The sequence below is a fragment of the uncultured Aquimarina sp. genome (genome assembly GCF_947492405.1).
Taxonomy (GTDB): Bacteria; Bacteroidota; Bacteroidia; order Flavobacteriales; family Flavobacteriaceae; genus Aquimarina.
Genome location: NZ_CANLMP010000005.1, coordinates 337,493 through 361,226 on the forward strand (window position 1 = coordinate 337,493; position 23,734 = coordinate 361,226).

Consider the following 23,734-nt stretch of genomic DNA (forward strand, 5'->3'; position numbering starts at 1 on the left):
GTTTATATCTTTTCTGGTACTAAAACCTTGTGCAATGCTTTAATGAATTGATCTATTTCTGACTTACCTATCGTCAATGGTGGAAGTATTCGTAACAACTTTTTGTTCATAGCACCTCCTGTAAAAATATGTTCATCATAAATTAGTTTTTTTCGAAGCTCACTTACTTCAAAATCAAATTCTATTCCTAGCATCAATCCCTTTCCTTTCACTTTCTTTACTCCAGGAAGTCGAATTGCCTGAGATGTAAAATAATCTCCTGTTAGTTTTGCATTATCAATCAAATTCTCCATTTCCAATATTTCCAATACTGATAAAGCCGCTATACAAGCCAGGTGATTTCCTCCAAAGGTTGTACCCAACATCCCATAACTCGGTTCAATATGTGGTGCTATCATAATTCCACCTATTGGAAAACCATTACCCATACCTTTAGCTATAGAAATAATATCTGGTGTAATCCCATGATATTGATGTGCAAAGAATTTTCCTGTTCTTCCAAATCCAGATTGTACTTCATCTAGAATTAAGACGACATTATTTGATTTACACAATTTTTCTAAACCCTTAAAAAAGTTAGTAGTTCCTTCATCCAAACCACCAACACCCTGAATCGGTTCAATAATTACAGCACAAACATCACCTTTTTCTAACTCGGCTTCTACTAAGTCCAAGTCATTTAATGGCAAAAAGGTGACGTTTTGCTGCATATTTAAGGGCGAATTAATCTTAGCATTATCTGTAGCGGCAACTGCCGCCGAAGTTCTACCATGAAAACCATTCTGAAATGCAATAACTCTAGATTTACCAGTATAAAACGAAGCTAGTTTTAGTGCATTTTCGTTTGCTTCTGCTCCAGAATTACATAAAAATAGCTGGTATTCATCATATCCTGATAATTCTCCTAGCTTAGACGCTAACTCAGATTGCAGACTATTTTGAACAGCATTAGAATAAAAACCTATTTTTTCTATCTGCTCTTTTAACCTTTTTACATAATGTGGATGCCCATGGCCAACAGATATTACGGCATGACCTCCGTATAGGTCTAAATACTCAACCCCATTCTTATCAACTACAATACTGTCATAAGCATTTACAGGCTCTACATTATACAATGGATATACATCAAATAGTTTCATATTTTTCTTTTTAGGACAGAGAATAAAGAGAAGAGAAAATAGATAAAAAGTCTATGCTCTATTTTCTATTCTCTTTAACTCTTACTTTATCGTATTAATTTTTTCATAAGAAGCCATTACTCCTTTTATTACAGATGAACTTAACCCTTGGTGTTCCATTTCATTTAAACCTTCAATCGTACAGCCTTGTGGTGTGGTTACTTTATCAATCTCGCGTTCTGGGTGCGTTCCGTTTTCTGCAACCAGAGTTGCCGCTCCAATAGCAGTTTGCACCGCAATAATCTGAGCTTCGTGAGGATGAAATCCCATTTGAATTCCTCCTTGAATCATAGCTCTAAGAAATCTTAAAAAGAAAGCTATCCCACTTGCCCCTAAAACGGTAGCCGCTTGCATCAATCTTTCTTCAATTACTAAAGTTTCTCCAATGGTATCGAACATTTTTTTCACTGTAGACAATTCTTCTTTTACATCGTCATTAGCTGAAATACATGTCATGGACAGTTTTTTTGCAGCTCCTGTATTTGGCATTACTCGTACGACTTTATTGTTAGGCACTACTTCATTAATTTCTGCAATTGAGGTTCCTGTAACGGTAGAAATTAATATTTGATCGTCGGTAACTACATCTTTGATCTCTTGCAAAACAGCATCTAATTGTCTTGGCTGCACACATAGAATTACCCATTTCACATCTTTTATAGATGCTAGAATATCTTGAGATGTGGCTACTCCTAATTTTTCTTCAACTTCTTTTAAGTTATATTTTGACTTATCTACTACTGTTATATTTTTTGCTTCAAACAGCTCACTATCAGCCAATCCAGATATTATGGACTTGCCTAAGTTACCTCCTCCTATGATTGTTATTTTATTCATTTTTTATTCTATTTTGTCAGTCTGAGCCTGTCGAAGACTCAATTTTAGACATTTTTTACTACACTTCGACAAGCTCAGTGTGACACTTTTAGCATTTAAAATGCGCTTGCTTTTAATTCTAATCCTGTTTTTTCTTCTAATCCAAACATCAAATTCATATTATGAATGGCTTGACCAGAAGCTCCTTTTATCAAATTATCGATCACTGAAGTGACTAATAACATTCCGTCTTTTTTACTAACATGAAGAATACATTTATTGGTATTCACTACTTGTTTCAAGTGAATTTCAGAATCTGATACTATTGTAAATTTTGCATCTTTATAGAAGGAACTGTACAATTCTTTGGCATCTTTTTCTGACCTATTATATTTAGTATACATCGTAGCATAAATACCTTTACTGAAGTTCCCTCTGTTAGGTATGAAGAAAATAGGAGCTTCAAAATTATTTTGTAATTGTTTAATACTCTGATTGATTTCACCCAGATGTTGATGTGTAAATACTTTATAGCTAGAGAAATTATTATCTCTCCAACTAAAATGGGTAGTTCCTCCAGGCATTACTCCAGCTCCAGTACTTCCTGTGGTTGCGTTTACATGTACAGTATCTGTTAATTCACCTTCAGAAGCCAACGGCAGTAAACCTAATTGGATTGCTGTGGCAAAACATCCTGGATTGGCGATATTCTGAGCTGATTGAATCTTTTCTTTTTGTAATTCAGGTAAGCCATAAACAAAATCTCTTCCTAAGAAATTTTGATCATTTTCTAATCTGAAATCGTTACCCAAATCTATGATCTTAGTTGTATCAGAAAAAGTATGTTCCTCAAGAAATGCTCTTGATCTACCATGCCCAAGACATAGAAATAATACATCTACATCTGAATTAATTGTATCAGTAAACGATAGGTCTATTTCTCCTAATAAATCTACATGTTGCTTACTAATCGGAACGCCTGCATTGGTAGTACTGTATACAAAATCTAGTTCAACTTTTGGATGATTCACTAATAACCTCAGCAATTCTCCTGCTGTATATCCTGATCCTCCTATTATTCCGACTTTGATCATGATTCGCTTGGATTTACATTATGATATATCTTATTTGCATTTCCGTAGATTTTGATAAACCCTTTAGCATCATCAGATGTCCATGAGTTATTCATCTCACCGTATTGTCCAAAATCCGATTTCATCATATCAAATTCTGATTCGATTCCTTCTAGTGTAAAATGATATGGTTTTAGCTTTACAGTAACATCACCTGTTACTGATTTCTGAGAATCGTCAAGAAATACCTCAATATTTCTCATCACAGGATCCAGGTAATTACCTTCATGCAATAACATGCCATACCAATTCGCTAATTGTTCTTTCCAGTATTGTTGCCACTTAGTCAACACATGTTTCTCTAATAAATGATGCGCTTTAATAATTACCAATGGCGCTGCTGCCTCAAACCCTACTCTTCCTTTTATTCCTATAATAGTATCACCAACATGAATATCTCTACCAATAGCAAATGCGCTTGCCAATTCTTCCAATTTCTGAATGTTCTTAACCGGTGTATCTTTTATTCCGTCTAATCCAACTAATTCACCTTTTTTGAAATTCAGTGTGATAGTTTCTTCTTTCTCTTTTTGAAGCTGGCTTGGGTACGCATTTTCTGGTAATGCATTATGAGATGTCAGCGTTTCTTTTCCTCCTACACTAGTACCCCAAATTCCTTTATTTATAGAATACTGGGCTTTTTCCCAACTATAATCTACTCCGTGTTTTTTAAGAAACTCTACTTCTGCCTGTCGAGATAATTTTAAATCCCTTATCGGAGTAATAATTTCGATTTCAGGAGCCAAGGTTTGAAAAATAACATCAAATCTAATCTGATCATTTCCTGCACCAGTACTTCCGTGTGCGATATATTTTGCTCCAACTTTCTTTGCATAATTAATCACCTCGATTGCCTGAAAGATTCTTTCTGCACTTACTGATAATGGATATGTATTATTTTTTAGAACATTACCAAAAATCAAATACTTAATTGCTTTTTGATAAAATTCATTTAATATAGTTTTATTGACATGAGAAGTGCTTCCTAATTCGTATGCTCTTTTTTCTGTAAGCTCTAATTCTTCATCAGAAAATCCTCCAGTATTTACCAATATCGTATGAACTTCAAGATTCATTTCATGAATGAGATATTTAACACAATATGAAGTATCTAAACCTCCACTATATGCGACTACTACTTTTTCCATAACAACAATTGTTTATTGCTTGTTAGCATTGTTTGTTTTATTTTTTTTAATCTTTTTAATACTTTTTTGTTATACCATTTTTCCTTTTTTCTTACTTCACTCGCTGGATTGTACAACATTCCTGTACATAGACACATTTTATGATCTTTGGCAGTTAGGATATCATAATTGGTGCAGGTTTTGCATCCTGCCCAAAACTTAGGATCATCAGTCAGTTCTGAAAAAGTAACCGGCTTATACCCCAAATCCGAGTTTATCTTCATTACTGCTAATCCCGTTGTAATTCCGAAAACTTTAGAAAGAGGATATTTTTTCAAGGAATAATTAAATGTAAACTCCTTTATTTTTTTTGCTAATCCTTGATTTCTGTAATCCGGATGTACAATGAGACCAGAATGTGCTACGTATTTTTCATGCCCCCAAACTTCGATGTAACAGAACCCGGCAAACTTATCTTGACATAATGCGATAATTGCATTTCCGTTTCTAATCTTAGTCTTTATATATTCTGGAGTACGTTTAGCTATTCCAGTTCCTCTTACCTTTGCCGAGTCTGATATAACCTCGCATATTTCTCTAGCGTATGCAAGATGGTCTTTTGTAGCTATTACGATTTCTATCTGTTTCATCAGTTCATTTCTGTTACCCTATCTAAGGTCCGATGTGATTCGTTATGCCGCACTTTTGATATTATACTACAATTCATTATGCATGAATTTAGTTTATCAAAAAGTTGGAATGATTAAAATTTAAATGGATAATTCCTAGAAAGATTCGAGCTTGGTTACATTAAAAATCAATATATAAAGATGTATTCCTGAAAAGAAATGTAACTAAATCGAAAAATGGAATATTTTTAGGGAAGCAGGACGCACCTACTTCAGAATAAGTTTAAACCCCCAAGGGGCGACGAAAGCGGCGTGCAGATATATTGGTATCAACTAATTTGTTCAAGAATTGAACTTTAACTTCTGTAAAAATAAAATTTGCCGTTTTCATAATAGTAACTCTAAATCGTCGGCCGTAGCCCCTTTCGTTAACTAGATGACACAAAATTACATAAAAAAAGTTTCCCTATATAAATTAAAACTAACAATCTTATATAATTATTGTTTTCGTAAAAACTAAACTAAATTTTAATAAAAATCATAAACAAACTACATTAAAAATTACATTTTTATAATTAGTAGTTATCTAAACAACCTATATCTGATAACACTTTTTTTGTTATTTTTAGAGGTAAAAGGAATAATTAGGTGAAAAAAGAAGCAAAATCATTCATAAAATATCGAATTAATGATTAAAAAGTATACATCTCACTCATACTTTTCACAATACGAAAAGCTTTGAGGATATATATTTGATTAAAAAAATATCACTTTTTTGAACTTTCTTAATCTTTTTAACATATAAATTTTGTGAAAATAAAAAAAAACAATACTTTTGGTTAACCAGATTGGTCAACCAGTTAAAATCAAACCCAGTATATGAGTATTAAAATAGAAAATGAAATAGATGTTATATCCAATCTAAAAAAGGGTTCCGAAGAAATAATTATTTCTAAAATTAGGGAATTAATTATTTCTAAGCAACTTGAACCTGGTGATAAGCTTCCAGCTGAAAGAATTTTGGCTGAAAAGCTAGGAGTAAGTCGTAATCAATTACGTCAAGCTATACAAAGGTTAGAATTTTATGGATTGGTTAAAAAATACCCTCAAAGTGGGACAAGAGTATCTAATATAGGTGTAACCGCTCTTAATGGAATGATGACCGATATTTTACAATTACAAGAACCTGATTTTAAATCCTTGGTAGAAACAAGATTAATACTGGAGACAAATGCTGTTAGGTTAGCAGCAACAAGAAGGTCAGATGAACATTTACGTCAAATACAAGCAGCACATGAAGCTTATAGTGAAAAAGCAATAAATGGTTTAAATGCTGTAGAGGAAGATTTAATGTTCCACCTTAAACTATCTGAGGCGAGTGGTAATAGTGTGATCAACTCATTAATGTTAGTAATTACACCAGAAATCATTACTCGTTTTGTAGCTAATAAAGTATGTAACAAAGACGAAAATCATTTATTAATAAAAGAACATCAAGCAATAATTGATGCTATAATTGACAAAGATCCAGATAGAGCAGTTGCGAAACTTGAAGAACACTTTAAAGATTTATATAAATTTTGTTATGATTAAGAATACTAATAAACAACAAGGGAAATAATTCTAATACCAATCGAATATGTAACATAAAAGAAAAGAAACAAAAAAAGGGACAGCTACCACACTAATCCCTTGATTTTCGAAAATTCACTTAGTTTAAAAAGTAAAATTTTATACTATAATTACTTATAGATAGATTATAACAAATATAAGAAAAATACATAAACGTACTTCGATTTATTGTTTTTTTGAAACTTTGTTTGAGAATAAGTAACTATTAAAATCAAGTTTTGCTTTTAAATCGAAAATGAACCTATTAGTGATTTAAACTAAAGCATTCTAAAACAAAAAAATAATTACTTATGTATTTAAAAAAGATTATAACAATCGTACTGATTGTTCTATATCATTGTACAGTGCTTGCTCAAGATGGCATAACGTTAGAAGGAACTGTTACTTCCCTAGAAGACGGAATTCCAATACCAGGTGTTAATGTACTGATATTAGGATCAAACGCTGGGACAACCACGGACTTTGATGGATATTACCAGCTTAAAGTAAATAAAGGAGATGTTGTTTCATTTTCCTTTACCGGTAAGAAAACAATAACCGTTCCAATAGATAACCAAACGAGACTTGATATTGCTCTGGAAGAAGAAGCTTCAGAACTTGAGCAAGTTGTTGTTATCGGTTATGGAGTTCAGAAGAAATCCAGTTTAACTGCTTCTGTATCAAAACTAGAGAACACCAATCTAGATGAATTACCATATTCTGATGTTTCTAATAGCATCAAAGGTAAAATTGCGGGAGTTCAGATTAGAAATACTACTGGTAATGTTGGTGATGAGCCAGAAATAATAGTAAGAGGTATTGGATCTATAAGTCTTAGTTCTGCCCCACTTGTTGTAGTAGATGGATTTCCTTTTGATGATGGTCTTCAATTTATCAATCCAAGTACCATTGAATCCATTGAAGTTCTAAAAGACGCCAGTTCTACCGCAATCTACGGATCAAGAGGAGCAAACGGTGTTATTTTGGTTACAACGAAACAAGGTAAAGCAGAAAAAACATCTTACGAATTCAAAACGTTAACTGGTTTTAAACAGGCTGCTAGAAAAATTGATCTATTAGACGCTATAGAGTTTTCTGATTTAGACAGACAAAGAGATCAATTGGTTGAAAATTTTAATGCACAGCAAGAAGGTAGAGAACCAACACTTATAAATTTTACTGGTAGAGAAATTGGAAAAAGAACAATTGCCCAAAATATTGGCGGACCTACAGATTGGCAAGAAGAAGCACTAAGAAATGCGGCAAGAATTGAGAATTATCAATTGAATATATATGGTGGAGGAAATAGATCTAATTATTTAGTCTCTGCTAATTATATCATTGATGAAGGTCTAAGAAAAGATAACGATCTAGAAAGACTAAATGTATCAGCAAGACTCAAGTCTAAATTGACAGATAGACTAAGCTTTGATTTAAAAATAAATCCGTCCTATACTCTTACGAGAAGATCTTCTATTAATTTTACGGATGTTGGTAGGTATGAAACGTGGATTCCTGTTAGACACAATCAATACACTTCAGATTTAACAGGTGAACCCGTAGGAAGTTTTGCGCACGCACAACATTTTACAAACCTAAACTTTGATTTTGTTGATCTCAACACGGGAGAAGTAAGAAACACCGGTAATTTAGAAAATCTTTGGTCTTCAAGAAATTTCAATCCAATCTCCAGACAAGAAGCTAGTAGAAGAAATCGTTTTGAATATAGATTATTAGCGAATGGATCTGTAAAGTGGAAAATCGCTAAAGGACTTACTCTAAGATCTTCACTCGGAGGCTACGTAAGATATCGCACCGCTGAAGAATTTTTTGGATCAGCTGGAGATCGTAATGGTGAAACAGAAGGTCTTTTAGCCGATCAACTAACCGTTAAATATATTAACGAAAATACCTTAAACTATAATCGAAATTTCAATGGACATGATCTTGGATTATTAGCGGGTATCACCTATGAAAACACAGCAGAACGTCTTACAAATATAAGCGCGTTTAGTTTTGCTGACGAAGAAATCACAACTCTTAACGGAGCATCTATAATTGACCTTAATGGTACATCAACTTTAAAGGATGAAACTATATTATCATCATACCTAGCGAGAATTAATTACGCTTATAAAGATCGTTATTTAATTTCACTAGCAGGACGAGCAGATGGTTTTAATAAATTTGGTGAAAACAACAAGTATGGTTTTTTTCCATCTGTTTCTATAGGTTGGAATGTCGCTAATGAAAACTTCTGGCGTAACAGTATTGGTAATACTGTAAATAATTTTAAACTAAGATCTAGTTGGGGAATTAGTGGATCTGCTCCTCCTCTATTTGACTTCTTAGCACGAACATTAGTAGATTTCGGAAATTATGGTCTAGGTGACGGAGGAGTAACAACAGGTCAAGGTGAAGTAGGAGATCTACAAGGTAACCCGGATATTAGCTGGGAAACCAATACAGAATTCAACAATGGTATTGATCTTGGTTTCTTTAGAAATGCTGTAAACCTTACTGTAGATTACTATTATAAATTATCAGAAAAATTATTGTTACAAAGACCAATATCAAATGCTACAGGATTTGACGAACAATGGAATAATATTGGAAAGGTACAAAACTCTGGTTGGGAATTTGACCTATCCACCAATATAGGAAAAGGGAAATTAAAATGGCAATCCAACGCTAATATTTCTTTTAACGAAAATAAGCTTATTTCATTCGGTGGTTCAGAAAGAGTTATCAATAATGGAGAACGTACTGATCAATATATTACTCGTGTTGGAGAACCATATATCCAATATTTCGGATACGTTACAGATGGTATTTTTAACTCGCAAGAAGAATTTGATAATAGCCCTACAGGTGATGGAGATGCTGTAGGTGGTCTTAAGAGAGTTGATGTAAATGGTGATGGAATTATTGATGCAGGCGATAGAACTGTAATTGGGGATCCTTTTCCAGATTTTATATGGGGATTCACCAATACTTTTACCTATGGGAATTTAGATCTTAACTTTTCTTTCCAAGGATCACAAGGCGGTGAAGTTGTATGGGGAGAAGCCTTCTATACTGAAGTTCAACGTTATAGTGCTGTATATGCTCAAGATCAGTTTTTTAGTTCAGATATACCCGCTAGTAATCCTGGTATAAGAACCGGAATTGAATATTTATCTACAGATTTTGCCGTACAAGACGCTTCTTATATATCATTAAGAGAGGTTGTATTAGGATATTCAGTCCCTTCATTAGCTACCAAGAAAATTGGATTAGAAAAAATGAGAATTTATCTATCAGGACAAAACTTATGGTATAATGCTGCCGATGAATATCTCGGTACAAATCCAGAAGGACAAACTAATAGAAACAATGTATTAATTAGAGGGTACCAAAGAGGAGTAACACCTGTACAAAGACAGTTAGCTCTTGGGATAGATATAAATTTCTAAAGAAGTAATCATTGCTGATTTAATTTAGCAAGAATTACTTAACGTTAAATGAAATACAGAAGAAAAAATATAGTAATATGAAACATATTTTTAAATTTCAAAATAAACTCATAAACTTTAAAGTTTGTGCATTGGTCCTGACATTATGCTTTGTGTCATGCGATCTAGAGGAAGACGTAATATCCTTTAGAACGGATAATAACTTTTATCAAGACCAAGAAGAATTAAATAGAGGAATGATAGCTACGTATTCTAGTTTATACGAAGTACTGGAAGTAGAATGGAATGTTACAGAAATGAGATCTGATAACACATTCACTGACCCAGACTCATCTCCAGAATCAGATTTTCAAAGATTTACACTAGATCGATTCGATGTAGATACTAACAATTCTATAAATCAAGAATATTATGCAGCTTGTTACAAAACTATTGCACTTGCCAATAGAGTAATAGCTAATCTGGATGTAGCAGAAGATCAAGATCTAAGAAATCAACTAGAAGGAGAAGCTAAATTCATTAGAGCTTTGATCCATTTTAATCTAACCAGATTATACGGTAGTATTATTATTGTAGATGAAATCGTTATTGGAGAAGACGGACTGAACCTGGCACGCCAAGCTCAAACCGAGGTTTATGATTTTATTATTCAAGATTTAAGCGACGCAGTAAATTTATTACCAGAAACATATGACGAATCAGAGTTCGGAAGAGCAACTGGTATCGCAGCTAGAACAATTTTAGGTAAAGTTTATTTATCAAGTCCCAATAAAGATTTGGAAGCGGCTATTACACAATTAGAATATGTAAGAGACCAGAGTGATAGAGATCTTATATCAAATTATGATCTTCTTTTCGAACCAGGTAACGAAACAAATAGCGAAGTTATTTTTTCTGTTCGTTATGAACAAGGACTTATTGGTCTAGGTTCACCATTTCCTAATCTATTTGCTCCAAGAAGAAGCGCAGGAATTGTTGTTTTCGGAGATGGGGATAGTCGTAATATCCCGACAGAAGATATGTTAGCTGCTTATGAGGAAATGGACTCTAGATTAAACAGCTCTATGGCAGATGGTTTTACTATCGAAAATGATCCAGGACCAGAGGACGACGAATTTAGAGATGATAATCATATTACAAAATATAATTCATCCTTTAGTGCACTAAATGATGGTGATGTAGACTGGCCAATCACACGATTTGCTGACGTTCTTTTAATGTTATCTGAAGCCTATGTAGATGCCAGAGGGATTACGGAAGCTTTAACTGAACTGAATAAAGTACGAGCTCGTGCAGAGCTTCCTCTTCTTGCAGAATCGGATGTTCCTTCGACTTTTGCATTTAAACTAGCATTAGAACAAGAACGTCGTGTAGAGTTTGCTTTTGAAAATCATAGATTTTTTGATTTACTAAGAACGAATAGAGCATTAACTGTAATTAATAGTCATTTCACCACAGAATTTGCGTATAACGATCCGGATAATCCTGATCGTGGTGCTGATCCTATAGTTGATTTTCAATTATTACTACCGATCCCTCAACGTGAAATTGATCTAAACCCTAATTTGGCACAAAACATAGGTTATTAATGACTATAAGTAAACAACATATCATTATAGCAATAGTGTCAATCCAACTATTTTTTATTGGATGCATTGGTTTTGCTAATGAGATTAAAGTAGCTACTATTGATGAATTCAATAGTGCTATCCAATCTGTAAAAGCAGGCGATCGCATCATACTAAAAAATGGAGAGTGGAAAGATGTTAAATTAGTAATTAAAGGTCAAGGGAGCTCAGAAAATCCAATTATAATCGAAGCAGAAGAATCTGGTAAAGTATTCATTACTGGAGATTCTAACTTAAAAATAGCTGGAACCCATATAGTAGTTAAAGGGTTATGGTTTAAGAATGGATATACTTCGGGTAAATCTGTAATCTCTTTTAGAATAAATTCTAAAGAATTTGCAAATCATTCTAGACTAACCGATTGTGCGATTACTTATTATAATCCTAACTCCAAAGCAACAGATTATAAATGGATAAGCGTTTGGGGTAAAAACAACAGAGTAGATCATAATTATTTTGCTGGTAAAGCTAATTCTGGTACTACTCTAGTGGTTTGGCTAAAAGGTGAAAAGCATATCAATAATAATCATAGAATTGATCATAATTATTTCGGAGAAAGACCGGCTTTAGGATTTAATGGTGGAGAAACCATCAGAATAGGTACTAGCAAAAACTCTTTACTATCATCAAGAACTATTGTAGAAGATAATGTTTTCGAAAAATGCAATGGAGAAGTAGAAATTATTTCTAATAAATCTTGTGATAATGTATACCGAAATAATCTTTTTTTAGAAAGTGAAGGTGTATTGACTTTAAGACACGGAAATAAATGTCTTATAGAAAGTAATGTTTTTATTGGAAATCAAAAATCAAATACGGGAGGTATTAGAATTATTAATGCTGGTCACGTTGTGAGAAATAATTTGATGATGAATCTTACTGGTGATGGTTTTAGAGGTCCAATTGTAGTCATGAATGGTGTGCCTAATAGCCCTGCAAATAGATATCATCAGGTTAAAGATGTAAAAATCCTGAATAATACAATTATCAATTGCTCGCCAATTCAGTTTTGTGCTGGAAGTGATGAGGAAAGATCATTACCTCCTATAAACACTGTCTTTGCTAATAATTTAATTTTCAATGATAAAAACGGTGATATTGCGACAGTACACGATAAATTAGATGGTTTTAACTTCTATGGAAACATTCTTGATTCCGAAAAAGACTTCAACCAATCAGGTTTTTCAAAAGTCAAAGTAGATTGGGGTACTTTAGAAAACATTCTTTATATCCCGAAAACTTCTAATGAAGAATTAATAAAAAAATCTAAACCTGAAAGCAAATCACCTAAGCTTGATATTACAGGAGCTAAGAGAAATACTTTTGTTGCCGGAGCATATAATCTTGGAAACAACAAACTTCCAAAAGCACTTGTTTTAAAAAGTGGTACTTCTTGGGATTCAAAAGTAAAACCTCAGAAAACAATTGTAGAAGCTGAAATTATTGAAGTAGAACCAGGTGTGGGAACTTTACGTAAAGCACTGAAAAAAGCTTCTTTTGGTAGTATTCTAAATTTAAAATCTGGAGAATATATTTTAGAAAAAGGTATAAAAGTTTCGACTAGTGTTACTATCCAAGGAAACTCTACGGACAAAAAACCTTTATTAAAAGTAAAAGAAGGTTTAGAAAAAAATCCGACCTATTTCTTCAGAGTTGAAGGAGGTAATACATTACGACTAAATAATATTGAAATATCAGGAGAATTAAGTGTTCCAATAAAATACGCCGTAGTCTCTCCTAATAAAGACATATCTGACACATATTCTGTATTTATTGACAATTGTCATATCCATGGCTTTAAAAACAAAAAGGGAGGTAGTGTTTATAAGGCCTATAAAGGAACCTTTGCCGATACTGTAAGTATTGTTAATTCTAGAATTGAAAATGCTTATAGAGGTATTAATCTATCTGAAGAAAAAGACGATAATGGAAAATACAGTGCTCAAGTAGTACATATCGATAATACAATTTTTAAGGATATTGACCAATGGGCTGTGAATTATTATCGTGGTGGAACTGATGAATCGACTTTAGGAGGAAAACTCCTAATCGACAATTCGGTATTCAGCAATATAGGTAATACCGAAAAAGGTACCGTAATAAGGAATAAAGGTATTGTATCCGTTAACATCAAAAACTCAGTATTCGAAAAAAGCTATAAAGTTGTGAATCCTGTTAATCTAAAAGGAAACAAAAATAGTATTAGTAACTGTGTCATTTTTGACTGTGGTACTGTAAAAATAACAAAAGGAGCATCTGCTAAAGATGTAATGTATAAAAACCCAAAATGGGAAGATAAAAACAATTTCATTCCAAGTGAGAAATCACCGTTACTTAAAACACAACGTATCGGATTGAAGTGGGAAGCAAAAAAATAAAATTAACACCATAGAATTATGAAAAATTACGAAGCATATTTCAAGAGAATCTTAGCAGGGCTACTGGTTTTCTGTTTAATGTTGATATTTGTAATATCCTCATCTTGTGATGCGGATATCGAAGTAGATCAAACTGTTGAAGAAATAGAATCTGCTACTCCTATAATCAATAGTTTTTCTCCATCTAGTGTAGAAATACTTGATGAAGTACTGGTGGAAGGAGAATTTCTACAATTTGTAGATAGAGCAACTATTGGTGGAGTACCTACAGAAATCAAAAGTAAGATTAGTGATACTCAAATTTTACTTACAGTTGTTCCTGCGGCAGTCTCAGGAGACATTGTGCTAATTAATGATTTAAGTAGACAAGGTGCAGAAAACTTAGAGTTTACAGCAACCTCAACAGAGAGTTTAACTGTATCCTACCCTGTCCCTTCCGTTACAAGTGCAATCCCAAGTGAAGCTACAGCAAACGACTTGTTAATTATAGAAGGTGCTAATCTCGGTGTAGTATCAAGCGTTACATTTGGAGGAGTGGCCGGTGTAATATCTTTTCAGGAAAATGGAGTGATTGTGGTTACAGTACCAAATCCAGGAACTTTAGCACCCGTTGCTGTAAATTTAACTTACAATAGTAATAGTGGAGAAATTGAACAAGAATTGAGTTCTTCTTTTTTAGTAAACATACCAACACCAGAGCCAAGTAATGTACCTAGGATAATGACAAGAGATAATATGGTAACAATCACTGGAGATAATATTAATTTTACATCCTCGGTTACAGTTGATGGTATTGAAGCAGCAATTACTACTACTCCAACCAACTTAACTTTTATGGTTCCTTCTGGAGTAACAACAGGTATCACAGAAGTTATTATAACAGATACCGAAAATCGTCAAAATGTATTTAATATACCTTACATTAATGGGCCATATTATGAATATTATGACTTTGACACCAAAGCGCTAGAAACCGTAAGAGATAACAAAAATGATCCTACAGAAGTTGTATTATCATTAGGAGAAGAAGAATCAGAGCAACCAAGGTTTACCGGAATGACCGAGCCTTTTGGAAATAGATATTTACATTTAGATTACCCTAGAGCCACAACTAGCACGTTAGCATCTATATATTGTTATGATTTTAGTGATGATTTTGGTACTGAAGAAATGGGAGAAGAATCTGCAGCTTTATTAGATCCCGCTGGTAGATTTGGAGGAAACCCTGTGTTACATTTTTGGTTAAGAATAAATGGAGCAAATTGTAGAACTAAAATCTACTTAGGAACTTCTAGTGATCAACGTAGAGAATCTAATGGTCCCCTTTTAGACACAGGAGGAGAATGGGTGTTAGTTGCTGTAAGACTTAATGGTTTTATGGATAGTGCAGCTGATTTTTCAAGATTCCACTTTCGTCTTACTGCCGGTAGTTCATCTGATAACATTCCTAGATCTGCTGATTACGACTGGATAATTGTAACCGATAGAGTACTTACTGAGTTTGGTGCTGTAGATTACTCGGCAGCTTCAATTACAGATCAAACTAACTGGAAAGATCAAGGTTAAAAAACAATATCTAGAAAAGAAGAATAGTTTCAAAAAAACGGAAAAATGATCCAATCACCTTTACATATTAAACGGTTAAGGTTAGGCATTCTTTGCCTAACCCTAATCCTAGGTGTTCTAAGTTTTAGCTGTAATCAAGAAGGTAAGACCGAAAGCAAAACAGAGCTCAAAAAACAAAACCCTGTACTTTCCTTATCTATTTCTGAAGCAGAAGAGATCAAAGAGCTATTAGCTAAAAATAAAGTTTTAAAAATTTCATTTGAGCAACATCAGAAAAAAGCAGATAAGGCAATTATTAACGGTGTAGAAATACCTATGCCCAAAGATCCTGGTGGTGGATATACACACGAAAAACACAAACGCAACTATGGAGAAATGTATTCCGCAGGAATTGCGTTCCAAATTACAGGTGACACTAAATATTCCAAATTTGTAACTGATATGTTATTAGGATATGCAAAAATGTATCCTAATTTACCCTTACATCCTAAAAGCAAAGAGAATCATCCAGCTGGAAAACTTTTCTGGCAAGGACTCAATGAAAGTGTTTGGTTAGTAAATTCGATACAAGCATATAATCTGGTAAACGATGTTATCTCTGAAGAAAACAAAGCAATAATTGAAAATAATGTTTTTAAGAAAGTAGCCGAGTTTATTAGTGTGGATTCTAAAAAAACTTTTAATAAAATACATAATCATGGAACCTGGGCAGTAGCGGGCGTTGGTATGACAGGATATGTTCTCAAAGATCAGGATATGGTCGACCGTGCTTTGTACGGAAGTAATAAGGATAAAGAAACTGGCTTTCTTAAACAGATAGATATGCTTTTTTCTCCAGAAGGATATTATTCTGAAGGCCCTTATTATCAGCGATATGCAATGATGCCATTCATGCTTTTTGCACAAGCGATCCAAATCAATCAACCTGATCTAAAAATCTTTGAATACAGAAATCAATTATTAGGTAAAGCGGTAACCACAGTATTGCAACTAACTGATGAAAATGGAGCATTTTTTCCTTTTAATGATGCATTAAAAGAAAAAAACTATTTAACTAGTGAATTGATATTTGCCAGCAATATTGCCTACGCCTATTACAAAGATAGCTCGCTACTGCCTATTACCTTAGCACACGAAAAAGTCAGTATCTCAGGTGCAGGGTTAGAAGTTGCCAAAGCATTAAAAAACTTTAATCCAACAGTTTATAAAAAAAAACCATTACTAATTACTGATGGAAAAGATGGAGAAGATGGCGGATTAGGATTATTAAGAATGCCTAATGGAAGAAAAGATGAAAAAATCACTTCTGTATTTAAATTTGCTTCTCAAGGAATGGGACATGGGCATTTCGATAGACTTTCTTTATTCTTATATGATGGTAAACAAGAAATACTACAAGATTATGGTGCCGCAAGATTTCTGAATGTAGAATCTAAAAAAGGTGGACGCTATTTACCAGAAAACAATACCTGGGCAAAACAAACAATAGCTCATAATACTGTAACTATTGATCAAGGCTCTCAATTTGGCGCTAATGTAAAAGCATCAAGCAAAGTGAGCCCTCAATTGCTTTTTTCTAATCTAAAAGATCCAAATCTTCAAATTGTTAGTGCAAAAGAAGATAATGCATACCAAGGAGTTAAAATGCAACGGACATTAACTTTAATTAAAAACCAAAGTACAGAAAGGCCTCCTTTCATCATTGATGTCTATACTATTAAATCTAAAGAAGCACATCAATATGATCTTAACTTTATGTACCAAGGACATATAATGGAAACTAATTTTGAATATGTAAAAGAAAATACATTGTCCGAATTAGGTGCTAAAAATGGATACCAACATTTATGGAAATTAGCTGAAGGCAAGAGTGATAGAAACTTTGCAACTTTAACCTGGTTAAACCAAAATCGCTTCTACTCTATCTCTAGTCTTATAAACCCAAAAAGTAAGATGGTTTTTTCTAAGTTAGGAGCTAATGACCCTAACTTTAACTTAAGAAATGATTCTTCTTATATGCTAAGAGAAAGTGATAAAAAAGATCACGTATTCATTAATGTTATAGAACCTCACGGAAATTTTGACCCAAAACTGGAATCAGTCCAAAACCCACATTCTGATGTTAATACTATTCAATTAGTTCATTCTGACGATAATTATACGATTGTTAAAATTACATTCAAAAATGATGAACAGTACACTTTAGCAATTGTTAATCAAGAACACGATCCACATAAAAAACATCAAATAACTGTTGATGATCAAGAATATCAATGGACAGGAAATTATAATTTAAAAACCAACTAAACAATGAGCTATTCAAAAATAAAAAGCGACGTATTCTTTGTAACAAAAGATAAGCCCTGGGAACAAGCCGCTGAAGGCATTAAGCGTCAGATGATCGGTTATGACGTAAATATAATGATGGTAAAAGTCGACTTCGAAAAAGGAGCTATAGGATATATCCACGACCACTTTCATTCTCAAACAACCTATGTAGAATCTGGAAGTTTCGAAGTTACTATTGGAGATGAGAAAAAAATATTAAATGCCGGCGATGGATTCTTTATTCCACCAAATGTTCCTCACGGAGCAGTCTGCCTAGAAGCAGGAATCCTAATCGATGTATTTAGTCCCATTAGAGAAGATTTTTTAGATCTTTCATTTCAAAAGAAGTAATTAGATGAAAAAAATTAAAGGCTTACGCTGGTGGGTTATCGGGCTAATTGCTTTAGCTACCGTAATTAATTATATCGACAGACAATCACTTAGTGTATTGTGGCCTGATATTGCTGAAGAGCTATATCCAGATAAGTCCACAGATGAACGAAAAGATATCTACGGTTGGATCTCATCAATTTTCTTATTCTCTTATGCTTTTGGTCAAGCAATTTTCGGAAAGATTTTTGACAAAATAGGAACACGATTAGGTTTTGCTATTTCAATAGGTTTTTGGTCTTTGGCAACTGCATTACACGCATTAGCAAAAGGTTTTCTTAGTTTTTCAATCTTCAGATCTATATTAGGTGTCGCCGAAGCAGGAAATTGGCCAGGTGCCGCAAAAGGAAATGCGGAGTGGTTCCCTTCCAAAGAACGTGCTTTTGCTCAAGGAATTTTCAACTCAGGAGCTGCCATTGGAGGTATCATATCGATTCCTGCAATTGCTTTTATGACCATTCATTTTAGCTGGCAAATGATATTCATAATTATTGGACTTATGGGCTTACTATGGTTAATCCCTTGGATGTTAATTGTGAAAGCTCCTCCAGGGAAACACCCTTGGCTTACAGAAAAAGAAAGAAACTATATCCTTGACAAATCAAATAATGTAGGTCAAGATGAAGATGACAATCAACTTGATGAATATAATCCGGAAACTGGTAAAATGCTATCTCACAAAGAGAGTTGGGGAGTAATTCTTTCCTCAGCAGCAATCGATCCGATTTGGTGGTTATTTGTATTCTGGATTCCTATCTATCTATCAGAAGTGTACGGGATGGATGTTAAAGCAGTCGGAATCTATGGTTGGGTACCCTATGTTGGAGCGATGATTGGTGCATGGTTTGGGGGGCTTCTAGCTCAAAATCGTATTAAATCAGGTTGGAATATTAATAAAACCAGAAAATTTGTTATCACCTTAGGCTGTTTAATTATGTTACCATGTTTCTATTTACTAACTGATCCAGGAAGCCCTGTTAATGCTGTACTAATTATGGCAATTATTCTTTTTGGATTCCAAACAGCTATTGGTAATATACAAACATTACCAAGTGATTTATTTGGTAAAAAAACAGTTGGAACATTAGCTGGTTTATCCGGAATGTCGGCAAAGTTTGCCGGTGTAGGTCTTACCGCATTGGTTTCTACACTAACAGCTGGAGGAAATTACACTCCTGCATTTATAGTAGGAGCTGTTTTGACTTTAATAGTATTGGCAAGCGTTTGGATTTTATGCGGTAATATTCAGCCATTAAAAGCTAGGAAATAATAAAACCCTTAGAAAAATAAATATTTAATCAACTAGAATAATTTTTAAATTAATAAAAGAAAAATATGAGTTCAAAAGAAAAAATTGCCGTTGTAACTGGTGCCACGGGTGGTATTGGTTTCGCTGTTGCAAATAGATTAGGTAAAGATGGATATACTGTAATTTTAAATGGTATTGAGGATAATAAAGGAGCCGAAAGAGTCAAAGAACTTACAGCCCAAGGAATTAAAGCAGAATACTACGGATTCGACGTTACAAATGAAGAAGCTGTAACTTCTAATATAGAGGCAATTGGAGAAAAGTATGGTAAAATTGATGTACTAGTAAATAATGCTGGTGGATTAGGAGGAAGATCCAGGTTTGAAGGAATGACAACAGAGTTTTACAGATCTGTAATGGCGTTAAACCTTGACTCAACCTTTTTTGCTTCTAGAGCTGCTATCCCATTTCTTAAAAAAGGGGAACACCCCTCTATAATTAACTATACATCTAATGCAGGATGGACCGCTGGAGGACCTGGAGCAGGAATCTATGGAACATCTAAAGCTGGTGTACATGCTATAACAAGAGCATTAGCAAAGGATCTTGCAGAATATGGTATTAGAGCAAATGCAGTATCTCCTGGTACTATTGACACTCCATTCCACGCTCAGATTAAGGCAACGAAACCAGAAGTTTTTGCCTCTTGGGCAAATAATATTATGTTAGGACGATTAGGTCAGCCTGAAGATGTTGCTGGTGTTATATCTTTCTTAGCTAGTAAAGACGCTGCTTTTATCACTGCCGAAACTATCCAGATTGGTGGAGGACAAGCCTTAGGTATTTAAATATAAAGAAAATATAAAATGAAAAAAGTAGTAACCTTTGGAGAAGTTTTAATGCGTATAGCTCCTTTAGGGAACAAAAAATTAAAACAATCTAACCAATTAGAATACTACTTTGGTGGAACCGAAGCGAACGTAGCAATATCGCTCGCTCAATTCGGAAACAGTACACAACATATTACAGCAGTATCCAACGATTTTGTTGGTGATGCAGCAAAGAGCTACTTGCAGAAACTGGGAGTAGATACTGGTTTGATTATTGACTCGCGTCATCCTCTGGGATTATATTTCCTGGAGGTTGGTGCAGTCATGCGATCAAGCACTATAGCTTATAACAGAGCTAACTCAGCTTTTTGTAACATAGATCCTAATGAGATTAATTGGGAAAAAGCTTTAGAAGATTGTGATTGGTTCCACTGGACGGGTATTACCCCTGCTCTATCCTTAAATGCATTTAAAGCGCTAAAACAAGGATTAGAAATTGCTAATAAAAAAGGAATTACAATATCTGCAGATCCAGCGTACAGAAGTGGCTTATGGAATTATGGTAAAGAAGCAAAAGATATTCTTAATGAATTGGTAGCGTTATCTAATATTTTTATAGGAGGACCTAACGAAATCAATGAACTACTTGCGACTAATTTCTCTTTCGATAACGATAACTTTATAAAAGCAAGTAAGCTTTTAATGGAGAAATATTCTAGTATCAAAGGAGTTTTTGATAAAACAAGAATTTCTCTTAATGCTAGCTGGCATAAGATAAAAGCAAGAATGTGGAATGGCGCAGAATTTTATGAAACCGATGAACTAGAAATAACACACGTAATTGACAGAATAGGAACTGGTGATGCTTATGCCGCAGGATTAATTCAAGGACTATTGCATTATGACGATATAAAAGCATTACAATTTGCAAATGCATCTTGCGCTTTAAAGCATACTATAGAAGGAGACGCTAATCTAGTAACAGAAGCAGAAGTATTAAGTATCATTGAAGGTAACATTTCGGGACGAATAAAAAGATAATATGGCAAAATATACAAGAATAGAAGTTGCACAGGTGATGGGAGACACGGGAATTGTTCCCTTATTTTATCATCAAGATATAGAAATTGCAAAAAAAGTTATTCAAGCTTGTTATGATGGTGGCGCCAGAGTCTTTGAGTTTACCAATAGAGGTGACCATGCTCAGGATATTTTTACCAAATTATCTAAATGGGTCAATGAAGAACTTCCTGGAATGATTCTGGGAATAGGATCTATAGTTGATGCTGGTACAGCTTCACTATTCATCCAAAAAGGAGCGAATTTTATAGTCTCTCCTATTCTAAATCCAGAAATAGCAAAAGTATGTAATCGTAGAAAAATTGCGTGGCTACCTGGCTGTGCGACACTCACAGAAATCAATTACGCCGAAGAATTAGGTGCAGAAATAGTAAAAATATTTCCTGCAGCACAAGTAGGTGGAGCTGATTTTGTAAAAGGTATAAAAGCACCTTGTCCTTGGACTAGTATTATGCCCAGTGGAGGTGTTACACCAGAAAAAAATAATCTTATTGATTGGTTTAATGCAGGTGTGCATTGTGTCGGTATGGGATCAAAATTAATAGTTAAGGATGAACACGGAGATTTCGACTATAATAAAATGACAGAATTGACTAAAGAATCGCTTAAGACGGTCGAATATATTAGGAAAGAAAATATCTAAAAAAAATCTTAATTCTTATCTTTTTCCCTTTTCTTGTTTTATAAAATCATTAAACAATTAAGCCAAAAACACGATTTTCAATAAAAATTGTGTTAAACAAAATAATTTTATATATTTGGTTAACCAATTTGGTTGACCAGAAAAAAACAAATTTCACCTTATATTAAAATGTAAACAATTATGAAAAACTTATTACTATTAATAACTGCTTTGGGTAGCTTTAGCTTTATATCGGCTCAAACTTATGATAATTCCGGAACTTATCTTATCAATGAAATCATTGCAAGTCCTTCCAACAGTGACTCTGGATTGATTAATATTACGGACAATTCTAGCATTCAAGATTTTTTATATGATACAGATGAAACATTAGAATACTTTGAGTTTAGAGGGCCTGCAGATGGTGTAATACCTAATGGAACCTATTTTATTACGATAGATGGAGACGGTGACGATAGTGATGTAGGCAATAATATTGGTTTAGTGAGAGAGGTCATTGATCTGAGTGGTTTAAGTTTTGGATCTAATGGAATTTTATCAATAGTTGCAAACGTAACTTTTACCGCTGGCTCAACCGATCAAGATGGAAATGTGATTACCGTAACCACTACAATTGAAAATCCTTATGCTGCCGCTTTGGCTGCATCAGACGCTAACGTGATTACTGTTGGAGTCACTGCCACTCCTGAATGGACTGATGAAGAAACAATTGGTGTTCCCGTGAATGAAACATTACGAAGATTCAATACAATTACGGTAACATCTAACGATATTGGTTATGATGGTAATTTTAGTGATCAAAGTAATAATTTTATGCTTATTCAAAGTAGTACTCCTCCTTCAAAAGATTCAATGGATAGAGTAGATATGGATGAGAATGGAGTTTTAGATCCTACAGGACAACATACTGATTGGACTATTCTGGACTCAGTGAGTATTTTAGATAATGATGATAACGATGCGTCAGCTAATGAAGTTGGTGAGTTTGCATATGGTCAAATAGTTTTTTATGACGATACTCCAAGTTCTCCATTAAATCTTGATCCTACCGTATCTACCACTTTAATTCCCTTGGACGATGATGCTAATTACGTTGCAAGATCTTCAGATGATCCAACATACATAGCTGAAACGGACTGGATTGCAGCTAGAACAAATTCTAATTCTTTCCCAGATTGGGCAATAAGTGGAACTGATACACGACAATCTCCTTCCACTTTAGAAGGAAACATCCCCTTAACCACCTATGGAAATATTAATAACGGTTATACAGGTTTTACTGGTGGACAAACTCTTACTACCCTTTCAACCAATGAGTTTACCATTAATGGTACAAAGCTTTCTGCTTACCCTGTACCAATGATTGATAAATTAACCGTTAGCGGTTTAGAGATCGATACTGCCGTGATATATAACTTAACTGGTGCTATCGTTTCTAAAAGTAATAATAACGAAATTAGTGTTTCTGACTTATCATCGGGAGTTTATATTTTAGAGATTGAATCCAACGGTTCTAAAGCTTCTAATCTTGTTGTTAAACAATAGCATTTACATGTATGCACATAAGGTAAAAGATATTTATAAAAATCTCATTCATAAGTGAATGAGATTTTTTATTTCTTAATTTTAAAAATAAAAAATCAATCCGCTCCTCTATTCAATATTTTTTTAATGAATTTAAACATAATAA

At 33.8% G+C, this 23,734-nt stretch carries 17 protein-coding genes; 12 read left to right on the forward strand and 5 right to left on the reverse strand.

What is annotated here, in order from left to right; genetic code table 11:
* Positions 1–2: 2 nt before the first annotated feature.
* From Q0829_RS18800 to Q0829_RS18820, 5 genes are all read right to left on the reverse strand, one after another.
* Positions 3–1,142 carry an aminotransferase class III-fold pyridoxal phosphate-dependent enzyme gene (locus Q0829_RS18800; RefSeq protein WP_298546001.1) on the reverse strand — a complete coding sequence of 380 codons (1,140 nt, stop codon included), beginning with the start codon at positions 1,140–1,142 and terminating at the stop codon, positions 3–5.
* 81 nt (positions 1,143–1,223) lie between these two features.
* The gene (gene proC / locus Q0829_RS18805; RefSeq protein WP_298546003.1) at positions 1,224–2,018 is read right to left on the reverse strand and encodes a pyrroline-5-carboxylate reductase; all 795 of its coding nucleotides are present in this window, start codon (positions 2,016–2,018) and stop codon (positions 1,224–1,226) included.
* Between the two features lie 95 nt (positions 2,019–2,113).
* Complete coding sequence (gene argC, locus Q0829_RS18810; RefSeq protein WP_298546005.1) at positions 2,114–3,091, reverse strand: N-acetyl-gamma-glutamyl-phosphate reductase; 978 nt, start codon at positions 3,089–3,091, stop codon at positions 2,114–2,116.
* Positions 3,088–4,278, reverse strand: a complete 1,191-nt coding sequence (locus tag Q0829_RS18815; protein WP_298546006.1) for an argininosuccinate synthase domain-containing protein — start codon at positions 4,276–4,278, stop codon at positions 3,088–3,090. Before Q0829_RS18815 ends, argC begins: the two co-directional genes overlap by 4 nt.
* Positions 4,266–4,907, reverse strand: a complete 642-nt coding sequence (locus tag Q0829_RS18820) for a GNAT family N-acetyltransferase (RefSeq protein ID WP_298546007.1) — start codon at positions 4,905–4,907, stop codon at positions 4,266–4,268. The genes Q0829_RS18815 and Q0829_RS18820 overlap by 13 nt, the downstream gene beginning before the upstream one ends.
* 858 nt (positions 4,908–5,765) lie before the next feature.
* Here Q0829_RS18820 and Q0829_RS18825 point away from each other — a divergent pair.
* The 12 genes from Q0829_RS18825 (at position 5,766) to Q0829_RS18880 (ending at position 23,589) form a co-directional block, all read left to right on the forward strand.
* Positions 5,766–6,479 carry a FadR/GntR family transcriptional regulator gene (locus Q0829_RS18825; protein ID WP_298546008.1) on the forward strand — a complete coding sequence of 238 codons (714 nt, stop codon included), beginning with the start codon at positions 5,766–5,768 and terminating at the stop codon, positions 6,477–6,479.
* A 329-nt stretch (positions 6,480–6,808) separates the two neighbouring features.
* Entirely contained in the window at positions 6,809–9,952 is a 3,144-nt protein-coding gene (locus Q0829_RS18830) for a TonB-dependent receptor (protein ID WP_298546009.1), read from the forward strand.
* Positions 9,953–10,029: 77 nt separating this feature from the next.
* Positions 10,030–11,541 carry a RagB/SusD family nutrient uptake outer membrane protein gene (locus tag Q0829_RS18835; protein WP_298546010.1) on the forward strand — a complete coding sequence of 504 codons (1,512 nt, stop codon included), beginning with the start codon at positions 10,030–10,032 and terminating at the stop codon, positions 11,539–11,541.
* On the forward strand, positions 11,541–13,958 hold the full coding sequence (locus tag Q0829_RS18840) for a polysaccharide lyase 6 family protein (protein ID WP_298546011.1): 2,418 nt from the start codon (positions 11,541–11,543) through the stop codon (positions 13,956–13,958). Before Q0829_RS18835 ends, Q0829_RS18840 begins: the two co-directional genes overlap by 1 nt.
* Before the next feature lie 18 nt (positions 13,959–13,976).
* Positions 13,977–15,524: an IPT/TIG domain-containing protein gene (locus Q0829_RS18845; RefSeq protein WP_298546012.1), complete on the forward strand. Its 1,548-nt coding sequence runs from the start codon at positions 13,977–13,979 to the stop codon at positions 15,522–15,524.
* A 45-nt stretch (positions 15,525–15,569) separates the two neighbouring features.
* Positions 15,570–17,831 (forward strand): heparinase II/III family protein, encoded by a 2,262-nt coding sequence (locus tag Q0829_RS18850; RefSeq protein ID WP_298546013.1) that lies wholly within the window; start codon positions 15,570–15,572, stop codon positions 17,829–17,831.
* A 3-nt stretch (positions 17,832–17,834) separates the two neighbouring features.
* Positions 17,835–18,203 (forward strand): cupin domain-containing protein, encoded by a 369-nt coding sequence (locus tag Q0829_RS18855; protein ID WP_298546015.1) that lies wholly within the window; start codon positions 17,835–17,837, stop codon positions 18,201–18,203.
* Between the two features lie 4 nt (positions 18,204–18,207).
* Positions 18,208–19,512 (forward strand): MFS transporter, encoded by a 1,305-nt coding sequence (locus Q0829_RS18860; protein WP_298546016.1) that lies wholly within the window; start codon positions 18,208–18,210, stop codon positions 19,510–19,512.
* Between the two features lie 65 nt (positions 19,513–19,577).
* Positions 19,578–20,339: an SDR family NAD(P)-dependent oxidoreductase gene (locus tag Q0829_RS18865; protein WP_298546018.1), complete on the forward strand. Its 762-nt coding sequence runs from the start codon at positions 19,578–19,580 to the stop codon at positions 20,337–20,339.
* 18 nt (positions 20,340–20,357) lie between these two features.
* Positions 20,358–21,362, forward strand: a complete 1,005-nt coding sequence (locus Q0829_RS18870; RefSeq protein ID WP_298546019.1) for a sugar kinase — start codon at positions 20,358–20,360, stop codon at positions 21,360–21,362.
* A gap of 1 nt (position 21,363) precedes the next feature.
* Positions 21,364–22,044, forward strand: coding sequence for a bifunctional 4-hydroxy-2-oxoglutarate aldolase/2-dehydro-3-deoxy-phosphogluconate aldolase (locus tag Q0829_RS18875; protein WP_298546020.1), 681 nt, complete (start codon positions 21,364–21,366; stop codon positions 22,042–22,044).
* A gap of 180 nt (positions 22,045–22,224) precedes the next feature.
* Entirely contained in the window at positions 22,225–23,589 is a 1,365-nt protein-coding gene (locus tag Q0829_RS18880; protein WP_298546021.1) for a T9SS type A sorting domain-containing protein, read from the forward strand.
* Positions 23,590–23,734 lie beyond the last annotated feature (145 nt).

What these genes read in the sequence shown, in the direction of transcription:
- Q0829_RS18800 (WP_298546001.1), bottom strand. Translation starts at nt 1,142, where the DNA reads ATGAAACTATTTGATGTATATCCATTGTATAATGTAGAGCCTGTAAAT.
- proC (WP_298546003.1), bottom strand. Translation starts at nt 2,018, where the DNA reads ATGAATAAAATAACAATCATAGGAGGAGGTAACTTAGGCAAGTCCATA.
- argC (WP_298546005.1), bottom strand. Translation starts at nt 3,091, where the DNA reads ATGATCAAAGTCGGAATAATAGGAGGATCAGGATATACAGCAGGAGAA.
- Q0829_RS18815 (WP_298546006.1), bottom strand. Translation starts at nt 4,278, where the DNA reads ATGGAAAAAGTAGTAGTCGCATATAGTGGAGGTTTAGATACTTCATAT.
- Q0829_RS18820 (WP_298546007.1), bottom strand. Translation starts at nt 4,907, where the DNA reads ATGAAACAGATAGAAATCGTAATAGCTACAAAAGACCATCTTGCATAC.
- Q0829_RS18825 (WP_298546008.1), top strand. Translation starts at nt 5,766, where the DNA reads ATGAGTATTAAAATAGAAAATGAAATAGATGTTATATCCAATCTAAAA.
- Q0829_RS18830 (WP_298546009.1), top strand. Translation starts at nt 6,809, where the DNA reads ATGTATTTAAAAAAGATTATAACAATCGTACTGATTGTTCTATATCAT.
- Q0829_RS18835 (WP_298546010.1), top strand. Translation starts at nt 10,030, where the DNA reads ATGAAACATATTTTTAAATTTCAAAATAAACTCATAAACTTTAAAGTT.
- Q0829_RS18840 (WP_298546011.1), top strand. Translation starts at nt 11,541, where the DNA reads ATGACTATAAGTAAACAACATATCATTATAGCAATAGTGTCAATCCAA.
- Q0829_RS18845 (WP_298546012.1), top strand. Translation starts at nt 13,977, where the DNA reads ATGAAAAATTACGAAGCATATTTCAAGAGAATCTTAGCAGGGCTACTG.
- Q0829_RS18850 (WP_298546013.1), top strand. Translation starts at nt 15,570, where the DNA reads ATGATCCAATCACCTTTACATATTAAACGGTTAAGGTTAGGCATTCTT.
- Q0829_RS18855 (WP_298546015.1), top strand. Translation starts at nt 17,835, where the DNA reads ATGAGCTATTCAAAAATAAAAAGCGACGTATTCTTTGTAACAAAAGAT.
- Q0829_RS18860 (WP_298546016.1), top strand. Translation starts at nt 18,208, where the DNA reads ATGAAAAAAATTAAAGGCTTACGCTGGTGGGTTATCGGGCTAATTGCT.
- Q0829_RS18865 (WP_298546018.1), top strand. Translation starts at nt 19,578, where the DNA reads ATGAGTTCAAAAGAAAAAATTGCCGTTGTAACTGGTGCCACGGGTGGT.
- Q0829_RS18870 (WP_298546019.1), top strand. Translation starts at nt 20,358, where the DNA reads ATGAAAAAAGTAGTAACCTTTGGAGAAGTTTTAATGCGTATAGCTCCT.
- Q0829_RS18875 (WP_298546020.1), top strand. Translation starts at nt 21,364, where the DNA reads ATGGCAAAATATACAAGAATAGAAGTTGCACAGGTGATGGGAGACACG.
- Q0829_RS18880 (WP_298546021.1), top strand. Translation starts at nt 22,225, where the DNA reads ATGAAAAACTTATTACTATTAATAACTGCTTTGGGTAGCTTTAGCTTT.